Genomic DNA, 18,023 nt, shown 5'->3' with positions numbered 1-18,023 from the left:
TACGGTTTGCGCGTTGTCTACGACGTTTCTGGAGGCGGACATGGCGCAGCGGGCGATGATCACGGGGATCGGCGGCAGGGAGCCGCAGGTCGATCCGGAGGCGTTCGTGGCACCGACGGCCTCGATCATCGGGGGCGTGACGCTGGGTGAGGGGGCGAGTGTCTGGTACGGGGCCGTGGTGCGGGGCGACGTCGAGTCGATCTCGGTCGGCGCCAGCAGCAACGTCCAGGACAACTGCACGCTCCACGCCGACCCGGGGTTTCCCGTGACGGTGGGTGAGCGGGTGTCCGTCGGGCACAACGCCGTGGTGCACGGGGCGACCGTCGAGGACGACTGTCTGATCGGCATGGGCGCGACCGTGCTGAACGGGGCCGTGATCGGGGCCGGGTCCCTGGTCGCCGCTCAGGCCCTGGTGCCGCAGGGGATGGTCGTGCCGCCCGGGTCCCTGGTCGCGGGGGTTCCCGCGAAGGTCCGCCGGGAGCTGACCGAGGAGGAGCGGCAGGGGGTCACCCTCAACGGCACGATGTACGCCGAGCTGGCCAAGGCGCACCGCGAGGTGCACGCGTAGGCGAGAGAAGGGCGTCCTACTCGGCGGCGGCCGCGACGGGCTGGGCCTTCTTCGCCTTGCGCTTGATCACCAGCATGGACGTCAGGCCCACCAGGACCGCCGCCACCAGGCCCAGCCACGAGAAGCGCTTCAGCCAGGACTCGGCGACGATGCCGACGTAGTAGATGACCGCCGTCGTGCCGCCGGCCCAGACGATGCCGCCGAGGACGTTGGCGATGAGGAACTTCCAGTACGGCATCCGGAGCACACCGGCCAGCGGGCCCGCGAAGATGCGCAGGAGGGCGACGAAGCGGCCGAAGAAGACCGCCCACATGCCCCACTTCTCGAAGGAGCGCTCGGCGGTGGCGATATGGCCCTCGCTGAAGTGCTTGGGGAACTTCTTGCCCAGCCAGGCCAGCAGTGGACGCCCGCCCTTGCGGCCGATGGCGTAGCCGATGGAGTCACCGATGATCGCGCCGGCCGTGGCGCAGGCGCCGAGGACGACGGGGTCGATGTCGCCGTGCTGGGAGGCGAGCAGCGCGGAGGAGACCAGGATGATCTCGCCCGGCAGCGGGATGCCCAGGCTTTCCAGGCCGATGACCACTCCCACCAGTGCGTATACGGCGACGGCGGGTACGGTTTCGAGCCACTCCTGGACGTGCAACGCGGGTTCCTTTCCCTGAGCTTCCCTGCGGGCACGGGAAGCCTACCGGGTTGCAGGACGTGCTCCGCGGCTCAGGCGTTCCACGTCCACTCGGCGACTTCGGGCAGGTCGGTGCCGTGCTCACGGATCCAGTCGTGGTGGCGGGTACGGGCGTCGGCCATGCGCTGGCGTACCGCCGCAGCGCGCACCGCGAGGCCCGGGACGCGGTCGATGACGTCCATCACCAGGCGGTAGCGGTCGAGGTCGTTGCGGACGACCATGTCGAAGGGCGTGGTCGTGGTGCCGGACTCCTTGTAGCCGCGCACGTGCAGGTGCGGGTGCCCGGCGCGGCGGTAGGCGAGACGGTGGATCAGCCACGGGTAGCCGTGGTAGGCGAAGATCACCGGCTTGTCGGTGGTGAAGAGACCGTCGTACTCGAAGTCGCTCATACCGTGCGGATGCTCCTCGCGGGGCGCCAGCCGGGCCAGGTCGACGACGTTCACCACGCGGACCGCCAGGTCGGGCAGGTGCCGGCGGAGCAGGTGCGCGGCGGCCAGGACCTCCTGGGTGGGGACGTCACCGGCACACGCCAGCACCACGTCGGGTTCCCGGGAGCCGTCCTCGGTGCCCGCCCACTCCCAGACGCCGGCGCCGCGGGCGCAGTGCACCCGGGCCTCGTCCATCGACAGCCAGTCGAAGCAGGGCTGCTTGCCGGCCACGACGACATTGACGTAGTCGCGGCTGCGCAGGACGTGGTCCGCGACGGACAGCAGGGTGTTGGCGTCCGGCGGGAGGTAGACCCGGACGACCTCGGGGCTCTTGTTGAGGATGTGGTCGACGAAGCCGGGGTCCTGGTGGGAGAAGCCGTTGTGGTCCTGCCGCCACACATGTGAGGTCAGCAGGTAGTTGAGGGAGGCGATGGGGGCGCGCCACGGCAGTCGCCGGGAGGTGCGCAGCCACTTGATGTGCTGGTTGACCATCGAGTCGACGATGTGCACGAACGCCTCGTAGCAGGAGAACAGCCCGTGCCGGCCGGTGAGCAGATAGCCCTCCAGCCAGCCCTGGCAGAGGTGTTCGGAGAGGATCTCCATCACCCGGCCGTGCCGGTCCAGGTCCTCGTCGACGGGCAGCGTCCCGGCCTGCCAGGCCTTGCCGCTCGCCTCGAAGACGGCCTGGAGCCGGTTGGAGGCGGTCTCGTCCGGGCCGACCAGGCGGAAGTCACGACGGTCGGCGGTGTCCCGCATGACCCGGGCGAGGAGGTCGCCCAGGACCCGGGTGGGCTCGTGCGCCGTCGTGCCCGGCTTGTCGACCGGGACGGCGAAGTCGTCCAGGGACGGGACCGGCAGATCGCGGAGCAGCAGTCCGCCGTTGGCGTGCGGGGTGGCGCCGAGCCGCCTGGTGCCCTCGGGGACGCAGTCGAGGACGTCCGCGACCGGGCGGCCCTCGGCGTCGAACAGCTCCTCGGGCCGGTACGAGCGCAGCCAGTCCTCCAGCTGGCGCAGGTGTTCGGGGTTGTCGCGGACACCGGCCAGCGGCACCTGGTGGGAGCGCCAGGTCCCTTCGACCGGCTCGCCGTCCACCTCGGCCGGGCCGGTCCAGCCCTTCGGGGTGCGCAGCACGATCACCGGCCACCGCGGGCGTTCGGTCACGCCGTCCTCGCGGGCGGCGCGCTGTGCCTCGGCGATGCGGTCGAGGGCGGTGTCCAGGGCGTGGGCCATCGCGCGGTGGACGGTGGCCGGGTCGTCGCCGCTGACGTGGATCGGCTCGTGGCCGTAGCCGCGCAGGAGTGCGTCGAGTTCCGTCTCCGGGATGCGGGACAGCACGGTCGGGTTGGCGATCTTGTAGCCGTTGAGATGCAGGACCGGCAGGACGGCACCGTCGTGGACGGGGTCGAGGAACTTGTTGGCGTGCCAGGACCCGGCGAGCGGTCCGGTCTCCGCCTCGCCGTCGCCGATCACGCAGGCGACCAGCAGGCCCGGGTTGTCGAGGGCGGCGCCGTAGGCGTGGGTGAGGGAGTAGCCGAGTTCGCCGCCCTCGTGGATCGAGCCGGGGACCTCCGGGGCGACATGGCTGGGCACGCCGCCGGGGAACGAGAACTGCCGCATCAGCAGCTCCATGCCCGGCGCGTCCCGCGTCGCGTCCGGGTACTTCTCGGTGTAGCTGCCCTCCAGCCAGGAGTTGGCCAGCACCGAGGGCCCGCCGTGGCCCGGACCCCAGACGCACAGGGCGTCCAGCCCGCGGTTCTTGATCACGCGGTTGAGGTGCGTGTGGACGAGGTTGAGTCCGGGTGAGGTGCCCCAGTGGCCCAGCAGCCGGGGCTTGATGTGCTCGGGCCTGAGCGGCTCGGTCAGCAGGGGGTTGGCCAGCAGATAGATCTGACCGGCCGCCAGGTAGTTGGCGGCCCGCCAGTGGGCGTCCAGCCTGCGCAGCTCCTCGTCGGTCGGTGCGGTCCTGCTGTCCTGGCGCGGGGCCTCGGGCATGAGTGACTCCCTGGGAGTTCTGCGACGGCCTCAGGAGGAGTACCAGTTTGTTCCGGTTCGATGCCAGGCGCCTGTCGGCCATGCGGTGAGTGCCGCTCGCGACCCGTCGTGTTTCAGCCGCCCACGCGTACGCTCGTCCGCAGCCGCGGATCCCGTGACGACGCCCCGATCCACAGGGTGCGCCGGCCGGTGCCGAGCACCCAGTCGTGCACCCTCGGGTCCCAGGAGGACAGGGTGCGCGGCTCGACGCGTACGGTGACGCGCCGCTGTTCCCCCGCCCGCAGCGCGAGCCGCCGGTATCCGGCCAGGACGCGTACCGGCTGGTCCAGCCGGAGGTCCGGGGCCGGTCCCGCGTACACCTGCGGCACGGCGACACCGTCACGCGGGCCGGTGTTGCGGACCGTGAAGGCGACGTCCAGACCGTCGGCCGTCCAGCGCGCCTCCGGGTCCTCGTAGCCGAAGGACGTGTACGACAGTCCGTGGCCGAAGGGGAACAGCGGCGCCACGTCCTCGGCGTCGTACCAGCGGTGGCCGACGTGGACGCCCTCCTTGTACTGCTCGGTGCCGTCCACGCCGGGGTAGCGGCGGGGGTCCCCGGCGACGGGGTGGTGGTCGTCGTCGGCGGGGAAGCTCTGGGTGAGGCGGCCGCCGGGATCGCGCTCCCCGAAGAGAACGGCGGCGGTGGCGGCCGCGCCCTCCTGGCCCGGGTAGTACATCTGGAGCACGGCGCCGGTGCGTTCCAGCCACGGCATCGAGGTGGCGGAAGAGGTGTTGAGGACGACGGTGGTGCGCGGGTTGGCCGCCGTCACGGCCTCGATGAGCCGTTCCTGGTTGCCGGGCAGGGCGATGGTCGTACGGTCCTGGCCCTCGATGGCGTCCTCGTAGGCGAACAGGACGACGTCCCGGGCGGCGCGGGCGGCCCGTACCGCCTCGGCGACGTCCTGGGCCCGGGTCGCGGCGGTGATGCGGCGCAGCCGGAACAGCTGGCCGGTGTCTCCGCCCGGTGCGGTGATCTTCAGCCGGTGCGTCCCCCTGGTCGGCTTCACGGTCTTGCGGCGCACGGACAGGCCGTCGGCCGCGTGGGTGAGCAGGCCGCCCATGAAGTACTCGTCCCAGCCGGGGACCAGAGGGAACAGTTCCTCGTCGTCGAGGAGGACCTTCGGGCGGAGCGGGGGCGTGCCGGAGTAGTGGAGGACGAACGTCCAGTCCTCGCCCGCTTCGTCGTCGGCCACCGTGAGGGTGCCGTCGTACGTCCAGGTCCGGCCGGCGTCGACGCGCCGGCCCTCGGTGTCGAAGGCGGGGGCGAGCGCGCTCGCCGGGAGGGGCTTGCCGAAGGCGTCCTCGCCGAGTGCGTAGGTCACCCGGGCGGCGCGCGACCGGATGGCGTCCAGAGGGCTGTCGGCGTGCTCGGGCACGACATGGGCGCTGCCACCGCCGCTGACCAGGGGCCGGGCGCCGGTCGGCCCGATCACCGCCACGCTCCCGCGGGAGGTCAGGGGCAGGGTGCCGTCCGCGTTGCGCAGCAGGGTGGCGCCCGCCTCGGCGACCTCGCGTGCGACCGCCGCTCCGGCCTTCGCGTCGCGGTCGGGGCGTTGCGGCACGGTGTCGCCGAGCAGCCCGAAGCGGTCCATGACGGTCAGGACGCGGCGCACGGCCCGGTCGACGTACTGCTCGGACACGCCGCCGTCCCGCACGGCCGAGGTGAGGGGCGTGCCGAAGTGGGTGCCGTCGGGCATCTCCATGTCGAGGCCGGCCATGAGGGCCTGGCGCGTGCTGTGCGCGGCGGACCAGTCGGTCATCACCCAGCCGGTGAAGCCCCAGCGCTTCCGCAGGACGCCGGTGAGCAACTCCTCGTTCTCGCAGGCGAAGGTGCCGTTGACCTTGTTGTACGCGCCCATCACCGCGCCGGTGCCGGCTGCCACGGCCGCTTCGAAGCCGCGCAGCTCGGTCTCGTGCAGGGTCCGTTCGTCGACGCGCACATCGACGGAGGTGCGGTCGCGCTCCTGGTTGTTGAGCGCGAAGTGCTTGACGGTCGCGATGAGTCCCTCGCCCTGGATGCCCTCGATCTCGGCGGCGACCAGCTGGGCGGAGAGCAGCGGGTCCTCGCTGAACGTCTCGAAGTTGCGGCCTGCGTACGGGGTGCGGATGAGGTTGACCATCGGGGACAGCAGCACGTCCTGGCCGAGTGCGCGGCCCTCGCGTCCGATGACCTGGCCGTAGCGCCTGGCCAGGTCGGGGTCGAAGGCGGAGGCCAGCAGGACGGGGGCGGGCAGGGCGGTGGCGTGCCGGGTGACGCGGACACCGGCCGGGCCGTCGGCGAGACGCAGCGGCGGGATGCCGAGCCGTGCCACTCCGGGGACGTAGCCGGCCTGGCCGAGCGGACGCGGGTCGGTGGCGCCGTGCAGCAGGGAGATCTTCTCGTCGAGGGTGAGCCGGGCGAGCAGCCCCTCGACCCGTGCGCCGGCGCCCCGGCCGCGTCCGTCCCGCGCGTGCGCACGGGACGCCGGGGCGAACCCGCCGGTGGCCGCCGCGACCACGGCGACCGCCCCACCGAGCAGACGAAGGGCGGACCGCCGGGGAAAACGGGAGACGGAGTCGGTCATGAACGCACTATGCGCCAGGCCCCCCTTCCCCCTTAGCCGGACACCACGGTCAGGTCGGGTGAACCTCTCACCGAGAACCGACACCGGGTCACCCGGCCGGGTGACTCATGACCTGCCCATGGCAACGGGCTACGGGGCACCAGGGAGGCCCCGGCCACCGGGAACGGGCCCTGGGCGCTGACCCGGCGGGTGGCCCGGAGATCCCGGCCCAAAGGGCGGACGGGTCGACCGCGCGGGTGCCCCGCGAAGCCCCGGTCACGGGAGCCGGACAGCGGTGACCCGGCCAGTAGCCTCCAAGACCCTGGCCCGCAGAAGCGGGACGGGCCCCCGGTCACGGGCCCCACCCCACCGGAAGCCCCAACCCGGGCGGAGCCGAGCCCCGGGAGGCCCCGCCCGCCAGGGACCAACCGCCCCTGCGGGGACCCCCGACGCCCCGGCCACAGGAGCAGGCCGACGCCCTCCGGCCCTACGGAAGCGTCGCGGCGTGCAGCGTCAGTGCGGTCCTTGCCACGCCGGCGGTCGCTCGCCCCAGTACGTCGGGGCCGGGCGCGGCCGTGGTGTCGGGGGCCGGGCTCGGGTCGGGTTCGTCGCAGCAGGTGACCTGGGCGATGCGCGGCTCGTACCGGTCGGGCGGGAGTTGCCGCTCGGACTTGGCCCTCGGGGGCTGGGGCGGATGTGCCGAGGGGGCATCCGCGTACGGCCCCTCCTTCTTCTCCCGGTGCTTCTCCGGCGGCACGACCCGGGAGTCCTGGGGCCGTTTCCGCCGGGACTCCCCCGCCTCCTCGCGAACGACCGCCGGTTCCAGCGCCCAGCGCTGCGCCTCGGATCCGTCCCGCCCGGTGACGATCACATGCCGACCCTTTCCGGGCGCGACGGCCAGTCCCTTGCCGCCGCGCGGCAGGAGTTCGCCGCGCACGGTCAGGTCGTAGCGCACGACTCCGGCGTGCACGAGACACCCGGCCAGACCGACCGACCCCTCGTCGGAGCCGAGGCAGAGCGTCGGGTCGGCGGCACTGCGCAGCAGGCCGTCGTCCTGGTACGACCACTGCGGGGACCCGTCGGAGCAGGCGGTCAGCACGATACGGGCGTCGGCCCGGAGCCGGCCGCCCCGGACGTCGAGGCACAGTCCGGCGTCGAGGTTGCGCAGCCGCCCACGGGCGATCTCGACGGGACGGTCCGCGGAGGCGGCCGACGGGACGCCGGACGGGGAGGGCTCCGCGGACGAGGATCCCGCGTCGCCCGGGTCGACGGAGTGTCCACTGACCGCTCCCCAGGTGGCCTGGGGGTCGGCGCTACCGCCCTCCTCCGACCAGCCCCGGGTGGCGAGCAGGGTCGCGAGCAGCACGAGGGAGGTCAGCCCGATCGCGGCGGCCAGTGCCTTCGTGTGTTTCCTGGGGGGCCCGAGCCGGCCGCCGGCAGGCAGGGCGTGCGCCCGCAGGCGGTGGCGGCCACCGGCCGGGTGTGCGGGAAGGGCGTTCGGCACCCCGTCGCGGCCCGGCCGCGATTCGAGGTAGCGGCGGGCGCCCCAGCCGAGCACGGTCTCGACGAGCAGGTCCTCCAGACCGCCCTCGAAATGGCTGAGTTGCTCGGCGGCGTGACGGCAGTAGCGGCAGGCCATGAGATGCCGTTGCACATCCGGCAGCAGAGCCCCGCCCCGGCGCATCGGAACGTCCAGCAAGCGGTTGTAGTACCGGCATTCCTGCGTCGGCGCGAGTTCCCGGTGCGCCCGTACGCACCCCGTCCGGAATTGCTCGCGCGCCTGCTCCAGAGCGCCCGACGCGGTACGGGGGTCCACCCCCAGCAGACCGGCCGGTACGGATATGGGCTCGGCCTCGACCTCCGTGTGCCAGAGCAGGCATTGGGAAGCCCCCGGAAGGGACCGGAATGCACGTTCCGCGAGGCGCCGCCTTTCGGGTGTCGTGGGCCGGGCGGCACGCAGACCACGAGCCCCGACCGGTTTGCGGAGTTCCGGCAGCACGATGGAAATGCCGTCGTCGGCGGCCCACTCCCGGACCGTGTCCCGTACGGCCGCGAGCAGGCGCGGGCGCAGCGCACCGCCTCCCGGCCCGGCGAGTTCCCGGCGGAAGGCGGCCGCGGCCGCCATGGACGCCGAGTCCTCCGAGGACGCCAGACAGATCACGGCGTACTCGTGGACGGCCCGCCAGTGCCGCGACAGCAACAGCGCGACGGCGCGCGGACCTTCACCGGGTTCGCCGACCCGGGCCAGAAGGTTGCGGTCGGACTCCGCGGGCCCCGCTCCGGGGCGCGGCGGGTACGGCGGGCGTGGGGGGTACGGGGATTGCACTGAACCATTTCCTTCCAGCCGCAGACGGCATGCGAATTGCGCGTCCGTCGGAAAGCAGGTGCGTGATTGGTGCATACCTATGCCGCGTCAGTCGCGGACTTGGGTGTGAGGCGGCTCACTTTCGCACATGCGACTCACAGGTAACAAGGAGTTCGGATGACCCAAGTTCAAAACGCCGGGAATTCAGATATGTTACCGGCGGTATCCGCACCGGCATTCGAAAATCGCATCGCGACGAGCCTCAAGTTGTGTGCACACAAAGGCGGTTGGTCCACGAAATCTCCAACTCACAGCGCACTCCCATGTGACTCTCGGCGCGCTCTCATCTCCGCGGGTCAGCATGGGCCGCATGATCGCCCCCCACCCCTCCACCCCGGTCACCCCCGCCCGAACCGCCCGCACCGTCCGCAAGGCGGTCGTCCCGGCCGCCGGCCTCGGCACCCGCTTCCTGCCCGCCACGAAGGCGACGCCCAAGGAGATGCTGCCGGTCGTCGACAAGCCGGCCATCCAGTACGTCGTCGAGGAAGCGGCAGCGGCGGGACTCGACGACGTCCTCATGGTCACCGGCCGGCACAAGCGAGCCATCGAGGACCACTTCGACCACGCCTTCGAACTGGAGCAGGCCCTCGCCGCCAAGGGCGACACCGTGCGCCTGGACGCGGTGCGCGACCCGGCCGGGCTGGCGAGCATCCACCACATCCGGCAGGGCGACCCGCTCGGCCTCGGCCACGCCGTGCTGTGCGCCCGCCGGCACGTCGGCGACCAGCCCTTCGCCGTTCTTCTCGGCGACGACCTGATCGACCCGCGCGAGACACTGCTGAGCCGGATGCTCGATGTCCGCGACCACCATCTCGGCAGCGTGGTCGCCCTGCTGGAGGTCCCGCCGGAGCAGATCCACCTCTACGGCTGCGCCGCCGTCGAACCGACCGGCGAGGAGGACGTCGTCCGGGTCACCGGCCTGGTCGAGAAGCCGGCCCGGCAGGACGCGCCGAGCCGCTACGCCGTCATCGGGCGCTACATCCTCGACCCGGCCGTCTTCGGTGTCCTGGAGCGCACCCCGCCGGGCCGGGGCGGCGAGATCCAGCTGACCGACGCCCTCCAGGAGCTGGCCGCGGGCGGCACGGTGCACGGAGTCGTCTTCAAGGGCCTGCGCTACGACACCGGGGACAAGGCCGACTACCTGCGCACGGTGGTCCGGCTGGCCTGCGACCGGCCCGACCTGGGGCCGGAGTTCGTGGCCTGGCTCAAGGGGTTCGTCGCGGAGCTGGACGACGCCCACCCCGCACACCCGGCACCCCCCGCACACCGGCACGTCGCGGCCTGAGGCAACGCGAGGGCCCCGGCCCGGGGTTCACCCCTCGACCGGGGCCTCAGCCACGCGACAGCGGAATCAGCCGTTGGGACGCAGCGTCCAGACGACCGTCATCTCACCGGTCACGGCACCATCGGCCCGCTGGATGGCGATGGCCACCGGAAACTCGGGACGCCCGCCCGCGTCCAGTTCGGCGACGACCTCGGCGGCCGGACGGCCGAGGGTCGCGGTCGCCGTGACCGCGCCCATCGCCAGCTTCTTGTAGGCGATCTCGGCACTGACGGCGAGCGGCACGGCACGCGAGAGCTGGTCACCGAACGCGGCCAGCACGATCGCCCCGCTCGCGGACTCGCCGAGCGTGAACATCGCGCCGGCGTGCGGCCCGCCCACGTGGTTGTGGTAGTCGCCCTGGTCCGGCAAGGACACCACCGCGCGCTCCGGCGTGGTCTCGAGAAACTCGAGGTTCAGGGTCCGGGCCATGGGCACCGTGGCGGCGAGCATCTCGCCGATGGACATCTGGTCTGCGCTCATGCCCGCATGTTACTCACGAGTAGAGACCCCTGGCCAGGCCCTGACCAGGCCGTGTGACGACCGCCGCATCGGTCCGCCACGCGCCGGTTCGCGCCGCATCGTCCCCGGGTTGCTACGTCTCCGTCCATGGGCAGTGACCGAATCGTGTCCGGAGCGCGGCTAGGGTGACTGCCCATGTGGCCAGGACAGCAGCCGCCCGGGGGCGAGCAGAACCCGCAAGCGAACAACCCGTACCAGCAGCCGGGGTACCAGCAACCGAATCCGTACCAGCAGCCGGGCTATCAGCAACAGCAGCCGGGCGCCTACGGGCAGCAGCCGCAGTGGGGCGCCCCGGCGCCGGCCGGCGCGCCCCAGCCGCCGCAGGGCGGTGGCGGCGGCAACCGGACGAAGCTGGTCGCGATCATCGCGGCCACGGCGGTGGTCGTGGCGGCCGGCGTCACCGGCTTCCTGGTGCTGGGCGGCGACAAGGACGACACGGCTGACGGGAAGACCGACAAGAAGCCGACCCCGGCCGCCTCCAAGGAGTCCTCCGACGAGCCGAGCGCCTCCGCTTCCGGGAGCAACCCGCGCGGTGGTGAGGAGGAGAAGGCGACCATCCCCGGCTGGAAGGTCGTCGTCAACACGCGCTTCGGCACCGAGTTCGACGTCCCCGCCGACTGGGAGATCGAGACTCCCGGTACCAGCGTGGGCTTCGAGTGGGAGAAGAAGGACGGGGAGATGGACCGCACCAGCGTCACCGCCCCCGCCTATCTGAAGTCCAAGTGGTGCACGAGCGACGACGACAAGGACGGCCGCGAGGACGAGACCGCCCTGGCCACCGTCGGCACCCGCGGTGAGGACGGCGCGAAGAACACGGACGAGGCGGCCGAGACCCGCGTGCCGTGGTGGATCTTCGGCGGCTACACCCAGCCGGACAAGAAGAGCGTGAAGTTCACCAAGCCCAAGCCGTACACCACCAAGTCGGGCATCAAGGGCAGCGTCGCCACGGCGCACTCGGAGAACACCCCCCAGAACGGCAAGTGCGACAGCGACGGCAAGGCGATCACCTTCGCCTTCAAGAACGGCGCGGGCGACTTCGTCACCTGGAACCTGTACGGCGCCAAGGGCGTCAAGGACGAACTGTCCGAGGCGACCGTCCAGAAGATCCTCGGCACCGTGCGCCTGACCAAGGAGGGCCCCCAGGGGGCGTGACTTGCGGGGGCCGCGATAAATCGCTTGGCAGGGCTACCGGGCCCCGCCGATAGTCACCGGGTGCCCACCACCACTCGTCGCCCCGCCTGGGCGGGCCGCAACTACTCCCTGCTGACCGCCGCCGCGGTCGTCACCAATCTGGGCAGCCACGGCGCCCTGGTCGCGGCGGCGTTCGCCGTTCTCGAAACGGGCGGTGACAGCGGTGACGTCGGCCTGGTCGCGGCGGCGCGGACACTCCCGCTGGTGCTGTTCCTGCTGATCGGCGGCGCCGTCGCGGACCGGCTGCCCCGGCACCATGTGATGGTCGCGGCCAACGCCCTGAACTGCCTTTCGCAGGCCCTCTTCGCCGCGCTCGTGCTGACCGGGGAGCCCCTGCTGTGGCAGATGATGCTGCTCGCCGCCCTGGGCGGGACCGGCCAGGCCTTCTTCGGACCGGCCGCCGAGGGCATGCTGATGTCCTCGGTCGACGGAGAGCAGGCGGGCCGCGCGTTCGCGGTGTTTCGTATGGCGATGCAGGGCGCGGCCCTCGGCGGTGCCGCGCTCGGCGGTGCCATGGTCGCCGCGATCGGGCCCGGCTGGGTGCTCGCGGCGGACGCCGCGGCCTTCGCGCTCGCCGGTGCGCTGCGCGCCTTCCTCGACGTCGGCCACATCGCGCCGCGCGCACCGGGCGGCGGGATGCTCGCCGATCTGCGGGAGGGCTGGCGGGAGTTCGCCGGCCGGCCCTGGCTGTGGGCCGTCGTCCTGCAGTTCTCGATCGCCAACGCCGTGGTGGCCGCCGCCGAAGCGGTGTACGGCCCGCTCGTCGCCCGCGACCATCTCGGCGGCGCGGGCCCCTGGGGCCTCGCCCTCGCGGCGTTCGGGGCGGGCACGGTCGCCGGTGCCCTGCTGATGACCCGCTGGAAACCCCGCCGCCTGCTCCTCGCGGGCACCCTGTGCGTGTTCCCGCTGGCCCTGCCCGCGGCCGCACTCGCCGTCCCGGTCCCCGTCGGGGTCCTGTTCGCGGTGATGTTCGTGGCGGGCGCGACCGTCGAGGTGTTCGGCGTCTCCTGGATGACGGCACTGCACCAGGAGATCCCCGAGGACAAGCTCTCCCGTGTCTCGGCGTACGACTGGTTCGGCTCCGTCGCGCTGTCACCGCTCGCCACGGCCGGGGCGGGCCCGGCGGAGGAGGCGTTCGGCCGTACGACGGCGTTGTGGGGCTGTGCGGGCCTGGTCGTCCTGGTCACGGCCGCCACGCTGTGCGTACCGGACGTACGTAACCTCCGACGGAGGACCACCTCGGTGGCCCACGGCGGCATCGAGCACGCGTCAGCCGATACCGAACGCCCCGTCGGGGGGCTCGGGTGACGGCACGGCGTCCTCGTCCCGCACCGCCGGCGCTCCCCCGATGAACTGCCGCAGAGAAGCGCCGTGTTCGACCCGGGCCGGAAAGGCGTCGGCGGCCGTGAGCCGCGCCAGGGCGGCGATGTCGAGCGGGTGATGCCCCGCAGCGAGCACCGCGTTCCCGAACCGCCGCCCCCGCAGCACCCCCGGCTCGGCGATCAGCACGAGCTCCTCGAACTTCGTGGCCAAGGTGGCGAGCTGGGACCGCAGAAAGGCGAACGGCGCGGCGTCGGGAAGGTTGGCGAGATAGACCCCGTCGCCGCGCAGCACCCGCGCGGCCTCACGGACATAGGGAACGGACGTGAGGTGCGCCGGCACCCGCGAACCTCCGAACACATCGGCGACGATCACATCGGCCGAGTCCGCCGCGGCCTTCTCCAGCCACTCCCGCGCGTCGGCCGCGTGCGACGTGACCCGGGCGCCCTCCGGCAACGGCAGATGCTCGGCCACCAGCTCCAGCAGCCCGCTGTCCGCCTCGACGACGTCCTGCCGGGACCCGGGCCGGGTCGCGGCCACGTACCGGGGCAACGTGAACGCCCCACCCCCGAGATGCACCACGTCCAGCACCCGCCCCGGCTCCGCCACGACGTCCAGCACATGCCCGAGCCGCCGTGTGTACTCGAACTCCAGATGCGCCGGCTCGTCCAGATCGACATACGACTGAGGCGCCCCGTCGACGGTCAGCAACCAGGCCCTCGCCCGGTCGACGTCGGGCATCAGCTTGGCGAACCCGTGATCGACGGACCGGGCAAATGGAATGGCTTCGTTCACCCCTCCATTGTGCCGTTGGGCAACGAGCCTGAGGGGCGCGGGGAACTGCGCGACCAGCCACAACCGGTCCCGCAGTCCCCCACCACCTCAACCCACCACGGTCACGGTCCCCGCCCCCACAGTCCTGCCACCTTCACGAATGGCGAACCCGAGCCCGGCCTCCAACGGCACCTCCCGCCCCAACTCCACGGTCATGACAACCGTGTCACCAGGCCGCGCGACGCCGACCACACCGAGGTCGACATCCCCCACCACATCCGCCGTACGGATATAGAACTGCGGCCGATACCCACTGGACACCGCGGTCGTACGCCCGCCCTCACGCGCGGACAGCACATACACCTGCGCGGTGAACCGACGACTGGGCACGACACTCCCCGGCGCGGCGACCACATGCCCCCGCCGGACGACATCCCGCGCCACCCCCCGCAGCAGCAACGCCACACTGTCCCCGGCCTGCGCCTCCTCCATCGGCCTGCCGAAGGTCTCCAGCCCGGTGACCACCGTCTCGACGGAAGCCCCGAGCACCTCGACCCGGTCCCCGACCCGCACCGTGCCCCGCTCCACCGCACCGGTCACCACGGTCCCTCGCCCGGTGATGGTCAGCACGTTCTCCACGGACAGCAGGAACGGCGCGTCCAGATACCGCTCCGGCATCGGCACATACGTGTCGACCGCGTCGAGCAGCGCCTCGATGGACGCCGTCCAGCGTGGGTCGCCCTCCAGCGCCTTCAGACCGGAGACGCGTACGACGGGTACGGAGTCACCGCCGTAGCCGTGCGCGGTGAGCAGGTCGCGTACCTCCAGCTCGACCAGGTCGGTCAGCTCCTCGTCACCGGCGTCGGCCTTGTTGAGGGCGACGACGATGTGGTCGACGCCCACCTGCCGGGCGAGCAGTACGTGTTCGGCGGTCTGCGGCATGATCCCGTCGAGCGCGGAGACGACGAGGATCGCTCCGTCCAGCTGCGCGGCGCCGGTGACCATGTTCTTGACGTAGTCGGCATGGCCCGGCATGTCGACATGCGCGTAGTGCCGTGTGTCGGTCTCGTACTCCACGTGCGCGATGTTGATGGTGATGCCGCGCGCCGCCTCCTCGGGCGCCCGGTCGATCCGGTCGAACGGCACGAACGCGCCGTTGCCGCGGTCGGCGAGGACCTTGGTGATGGCGGCGGTCAGGGTGGTCTTGCCGTGGTCGACATGACCCATAGTGCCGATGTTGAGATGCGGTTTCGTGCGGACGTAGGCCGTCTTGGGCATGGCTGTACCTCGAAGCGTCTAGTCATGAAGTGGGACCCCGAGGACCTGCCCGACCCTCCCCTTGCGGGGTCCGACCGGACGAACCGGAGAGGGTCAGCTTCGGGCGCCGTCTGCAACGGCTGTGGGAGCTACGACGGCAGCCTTCGGGGCATCCGTGACCACGGATGCTGCGAGGGTGAAGGCCTGCCGGAACATGACGTCGATCCTTGCCGACTCTTTACCGCACGTCGAATGGTTTTCGGGGGGCCGCCCGCAAGAAAGCGTTCAACTGCCTGTGACCCTGGTGAGACGAACCATACGGCGATCACACACATATGTCGGTTAGTGTCGCCGGATGCTCGATGCCACCACCCGCTCTGGGGGCACCGCCACGGCCTCTCCCCGGGCCAGCACCGCGGAGCTCGCCGTCGCCGCTTCCCCGGCAACGACCGCCTCGCCCGTCACACCGACCCGTTTCGCCGCTCGCTGCACGAGAGTTCTGCTCTCCCCCTGGTCGCGGCTGTCCCTGCTCGTCGCCCTGCTCGCCGGAGGCGCCTGCGCGGTGCTGCTGTTCGAGCCGCAGCGGCTGCTGACGGAGGGCTGGCCACCGCAGCTCGGCGGAGCCGCGGCGGCGGTGGTGTTCGCGGTGGCGTACGGCGTGTGCACCGTGGCGTTCGTGCCGAGGCCGCTGCTGAACCTCGCGGCGGGCGCGCTGTTCGGTTCCCAGCTGGGCACCGGCACGGCCCTGGCGGGCACGGTGCTCGGTGCCGGCATCGCCTTCTGCCTGGGCCGGGCGCTCGGCCAGGACGCCCTGCGGCCGCTGCTACGCGGGCGCTGGCTGAAGGCCGCGGACGGCCAGCTCAGCCGGCACGGCTTCCGCTCGATGATGGTGGTGCGGCTGTTCCCCGGTGTGCCGTTCTGGGCCGCGAACTACTGCGCCTCCTTCTCCCGTATGGGCCTGCTGCCGTTCCTGCTGGCGACGGGCCTCGGCTCGATCCCGAACACCGCCGCCTACGCCGTCGCCGGCGCCCGCGCCTCCACTCCGACGTCCCCCGCCTTCCTGATCGCCCTGGCCTGCATCGCCGTGCCCGCGCTGGTGGGCGTGGTGGTGGCGTGGCGCAAGCGGCACCAGCTGCGCCGCCTCTGACGAACCGTTACGCCTGACCGGGGCCGCGCCCCGGTCAGGTCACACCCGTTCGAGCACCATGGCGTTGGCGAGCCCGCCCGCCTCGCACATCGTCTGGAGCGCGTACCGGGCGCCCCGTTCCCGCATCGCGTGCACGAGCGTCGTCGTCAGACGGGTCCCGCTCGCGCCGAGGGGATGGCCCAGCGCGATGGCGCCGCCGTGCACGTTGACCCGGGCGAGGTCCGCGCCGGTCTCCTGCTGCCAGGCCAGTACGACACTGGAGAACGCCTCGTTGACCTCGAACAGGTCGATGTCGTCGAGGGTCAGCGACGCCTTGCGCAGCACCTTCTCGGTCGCCGGTACGACACCGGTCAGCATCAGCAGCGGGTCGGAGCCGGTGACGGCGAAGCTGTGCAGCCGGGCGAGCGGGCGCAGGCCGAGCCGGGCCGCCGTCTCGCTCGACGTGATGAGCACGGCCGAGGCGCCGTCGTTGACCGGGCTGGCGTTGCCCGCCGTGACGTTCCACTCGATCTGCGGGAAGCGTTCGGCGAAACCGGGATCGTAGTAGGCGGGCTTGAGCCCGGCGAGGATCTCGGCGGTGCTGCCGGGCCGTACGCACTCGTCGCGTGTGACGCCCTCCAGGGGCGCGATCTCCACGTCGAAGAGCCCGTTCTCCCAGGCCACGGCGGCCTTCCGGTGCGAGGAGAGCGCGAAGGCGTCCATCCGCTCACGGCCGATCGACCACTTGGCGGCGATCAGCTCGGCGCTGATGCCCTGCGGGACGAGCCCCTCGGGGTACCGCTCGGCGACACCGGGGCCGAAGGGATCTTTACCCGCGGGCACGTTCGACCACATCGGCACCCGGCTCATCGACTCGACCCCGCAGGCCACCACGAGGTCGTACGCGCCCGAGAGCACGCCCTGCGCCGCGAAGTGCACGGCCTGCTGCGAGGAGCCGCACTGGCGGTCCACGGTGGTCGCGGGCACCGACTCGGGGAAGCCCGCCGCGAGGACGGCGTAGCGGGTGGTGTTCATGGCCTGCTCGCCGACCTGGTCGACGGTGCCGCCGATGACGTCGTCGATCAGCGCAGGGTCGACGCCGGACCGCTCGACGAGGGTGCGCAGGGTGTGGGCGAGCAGCTCCACGGGGTGGACGTGCGCGAGGGCGCCGTTCTCCTTGCCCTTGCCGATCGGGGTGCGTACGGCTCCGACGATGACTGCGTCACGCATGGTGCGCTCCTCCATGGCCAACGGGGACTACCAGCGAGTAGGAAATCCGAACTCACCGTAGCCCTGCGGGTTGGAAAATCCAACCCTCTCCTAGACTGAGGTCCATGGCCGCCAGCAAAGACCCGCGCCCCTGCTCCATCGCCGACACCCTCGCGCTCGTGGGCGAGAAGTACTCCCTGCTCGTGCTGCGGGAGGTGTGCCTCGGCAACGGCCGTTTCGATCAGCTGGTGCGCAACATCGGCGCCCCGCGCGACATCCTCGCCACCCGGCTGCGCCGGCTCGTCGACGCCGGGATCCTGAGCAAGGAGCCCTACAGCGAGCGCCCGCAGCGCTTCGAGTACCGGCCCTCGCAGGCGGGGCTGGAGCTGGAGCCGGTGCTGATGACCCTCATGGCGTGGGGCGACCGCCATCTGCGGACGGACGGCGACCGCCCGATGATCCTCGAGCACTCCTGTGGCCGGGCACTCACCCCGGCCGTCACCTGCCGGGCCTGCGGAGACGAGGTGCGCCACGAGGACCTCACGGCCCGCCCCCAGGCGCCCGGCTGGACGGTGACCGGCCCGACGGCGGCCTGATCCGGCCGCCGCGGAGCGCCTGCCGAACCCCTGCGTCCCAGGGGTTCATCCGGGGACGCTACGCTTCCCCCTCGGTACACCTGATCCCAC

General features: G+C 72.0%; 14 protein-coding genes. 6 read left to right on the top strand and 8 right to left on the bottom strand.

The window, feature by feature from the left end; all coding sequences use genetic code 11:
• Window positions 1-40 precede the first annotated feature (40 nt).
• Complete coding sequence (locus ACFT4A_RS00345) at window positions 41-568, top strand: gamma carbonic anhydrase family protein (protein WP_382825196.1); 528 nt, start codon at window positions 41-43, stop codon at window positions 566-568.
• Window positions 569-584: 16 nt separating this feature from the next.
• On the opposite strand, the gene ACFT4A_RS00340 is transcribed toward ACFT4A_RS00345, so the two are convergent.
• The 4 genes from ACFT4A_RS00340 to ACFT4A_RS00325 form a co-directional block, all read right to left on the bottom strand.
• Window positions 585-1,211, bottom strand: coding sequence for a DedA family protein (locus ACFT4A_RS00340; RefSeq protein ID WP_382824532.1), 627 nt, complete (start codon window positions 1,209-1,211; stop codon window positions 585-587).
• A 71-nt stretch (window positions 1,212-1,282) separates the two neighbouring features.
• Window positions 1,283-3,670 carry a phosphoketolase gene (locus tag ACFT4A_RS00335; RefSeq protein WP_382824530.1) on the bottom strand — a complete coding sequence of 796 codons (2,388 nt, stop codon included), beginning with the start codon at window positions 3,668-3,670 and terminating at the stop codon, window positions 1,283-1,285.
• A gap of 113 nt (window positions 3,671-3,783) precedes the next feature.
• Entirely contained in the window at window positions 3,784-6,273 is a 2,490-nt protein-coding gene (locus tag ACFT4A_RS00330) for a beta-glucosidase (RefSeq protein WP_382824528.1), read from the bottom strand.
• Between the two features lie 466 nt (window positions 6,274-6,739).
• Complete coding sequence (locus ACFT4A_RS00325) at window positions 6,740-8,578, bottom strand: ricin-type beta-trefoil lectin domain protein (RefSeq protein ID WP_382824526.1); 1,839 nt, start codon at window positions 8,576-8,578, stop codon at window positions 6,740-6,742.
• 349 nt (window positions 8,579-8,927) lie between these two features.
• Here ACFT4A_RS00325 and galU point away from each other — a divergent pair, with 349 nt between their 5' ends.
• On the top strand, window positions 8,928-9,902 hold the full coding sequence (gene galU / locus ACFT4A_RS00320; RefSeq protein WP_382824525.1) for a UTP--glucose-1-phosphate uridylyltransferase GalU: 975 nt from the start codon (window positions 8,928-8,930) through the stop codon (window positions 9,900-9,902).
• A gap of 66 nt (window positions 9,903-9,968) precedes the next feature.
• On the opposite strand, the gene ACFT4A_RS00315 is transcribed toward galU, so the two are convergent.
• Window positions 9,969-10,421, bottom strand: a complete 453-nt coding sequence (locus ACFT4A_RS00315; protein ID WP_382824523.1) for a DUF4442 domain-containing protein — start codon at window positions 10,419-10,421, stop codon at window positions 9,969-9,971.
• Between the two features lie 174 nt (window positions 10,422-10,595).
• On the opposite strand from ACFT4A_RS00315, the gene ACFT4A_RS00310 reads away from it, so the two are divergent.
• Both ACFT4A_RS00310 and ACFT4A_RS00305 read left to right on the top strand, forming a co-directional pair.
• Window positions 10,596-11,612, top strand: coding sequence for a hypothetical protein (locus ACFT4A_RS00310; protein WP_382824522.1), 1,017 nt, complete (start codon window positions 10,596-10,598; stop codon window positions 11,610-11,612).
• Window positions 11,613-11,672: 60 nt separating this feature from the next.
• The gene (locus ACFT4A_RS00305) at window positions 11,673-12,959 is read left to right on the top strand and encodes an MFS transporter (RefSeq protein ID WP_382824520.1); all 1,287 of its coding nucleotides are present in this window, start codon (window positions 11,673-11,675) and stop codon (window positions 12,957-12,959) included.
• Here the strand turns inward: ACFT4A_RS00305 and ACFT4A_RS00300 are convergent.
• Together ACFT4A_RS00300 and tuf are read right to left on the bottom strand one after the other, a co-directional pair.
• Window positions 12,921-13,766 (bottom strand): spermidine synthase, encoded by an 846-nt coding sequence (locus ACFT4A_RS00300; protein WP_382824518.1) that lies wholly within the window; start codon window positions 13,764-13,766, stop codon window positions 12,921-12,923. The two genes, ACFT4A_RS00305 and ACFT4A_RS00300, sit on opposite strands and share 39 nt — an antisense overlap.
• 87 nt (window positions 13,767-13,853) lie before the next feature.
• Window positions 13,854-15,023: an elongation factor Tu gene (gene tuf / locus ACFT4A_RS00295; RefSeq protein WP_382824516.1), complete on the bottom strand. Its 1,170-nt coding sequence runs from the start codon at window positions 15,021-15,023 to the stop codon at window positions 13,854-13,856.
• A 334-nt stretch (window positions 15,024-15,357) separates the two neighbouring features.
• Here tuf and ACFT4A_RS00290 point away from each other — a divergent pair, with 334 nt between their 5' ends.
• Complete coding sequence (locus ACFT4A_RS00290; protein WP_382824515.1) at window positions 15,358-16,149, top strand: TVP38/TMEM64 family protein; 792 nt, start codon at window positions 15,358-15,360, stop codon at window positions 16,147-16,149.
• Window positions 16,150-16,188: 39 nt separating this feature from the next.
• Here ACFT4A_RS00290 and ACFT4A_RS00285 read toward each other — a convergent pair whose 3' ends face one another.
• Window positions 16,189-17,358: a thiolase family protein gene (locus ACFT4A_RS00285; protein ID WP_382824513.1), complete on the bottom strand. Its 1,170-nt coding sequence runs from the start codon at window positions 17,356-17,358 to the stop codon at window positions 16,189-16,191.
• A gap of 104 nt (window positions 17,359-17,462) precedes the next feature.
• On the opposite strand from ACFT4A_RS00285, the gene ACFT4A_RS00280 reads away from it, so the two are divergent.
• Complete coding sequence (locus ACFT4A_RS00280) at window positions 17,463-17,933, top strand: winged helix-turn-helix transcriptional regulator (protein WP_382824511.1); 471 nt, start codon at window positions 17,463-17,465, stop codon at window positions 17,931-17,933.
• The last annotated feature ends 90 nt before the right edge of the window (window positions 17,934-18,023 follow it).

The sequence above is a fragment of the Streptomyces sp. NPDC057099 genome, assembly GCF_042671245.1.
Classification (GTDB): Bacteria; Actinomycetota; Actinomycetes; order Streptomycetales; family Streptomycetaceae; genus Streptomyces; species Streptomyces purpurascens.
Note: the sequence above shows the minus strand (reverse complement) of the source record. Positions and strands in the feature narration are given on the sequence as shown.